Annotated in this window: 1 protein-coding gene; it reads right to left on the bottom strand. The window is 71.4% G+C overall.

The annotated features are described in order from the left end of the window. Positions 1–4: 4 nt before the first annotated feature. Positions 5–469 (bottom strand): helix-turn-helix transcriptional regulator (locus TN53_RS47115; RefSeq protein ID WP_046264226.1); only part of this gene is annotated, 465 nt, incomplete at its 5' end.

Genomic DNA, 469 nt, shown 5'->3' with positions numbered 1-469 from the left:
GTCATCAGCGTCTCCTGCCGACGGCCCAGGCCACTTGGACCCTGGAGCGGCAGCCGAGCTTGCGCATCACGTTGCGGACGTGGTTGACGACCGTCCACTCGGCGATCTTGAGCCGGGAGGCGATCTGGCGGTTCGTCATTCCCTCGGCGACCAGGAGCGCCACCTGGAGTTGCCGGGGGGTGAGTGCGGCGGCCTCGCCACGCTCGGTGCCCTGGCCCGGCTCGACCGCGGCGAGCGCTTCGCCGACCATCGTCTCGGGCCGCAGGCGCAGCCCTTCGACCCAGGCGGTGGCGAACACGCTCCAGCCGAGTTGGCTGCGCAGTTCGGTGCGCTCGTCGATCGAGTCGTACAGGGTCAGGCTCTGCCGCAGTGCGGACTGCGCCCCGGCTTCGTCGTCCTCGTCCCGGGCGAGCTGGGCCCGCAGGTGCAGGGTGCGGGCCAGGTCGCGGATCTCGCCGTTCTGTCGCTG

Source organism: Streptomyces sp. WM6386 (genome assembly GCF_000972385.1).
Classification (GTDB): Bacteria; Actinomycetota; Actinomycetes; order Streptomycetales; family Streptomycetaceae; genus Streptomyces.
Note: the sequence above shows the minus strand (reverse complement) of the source record. Positions and strands in the feature narration are given on the sequence as shown.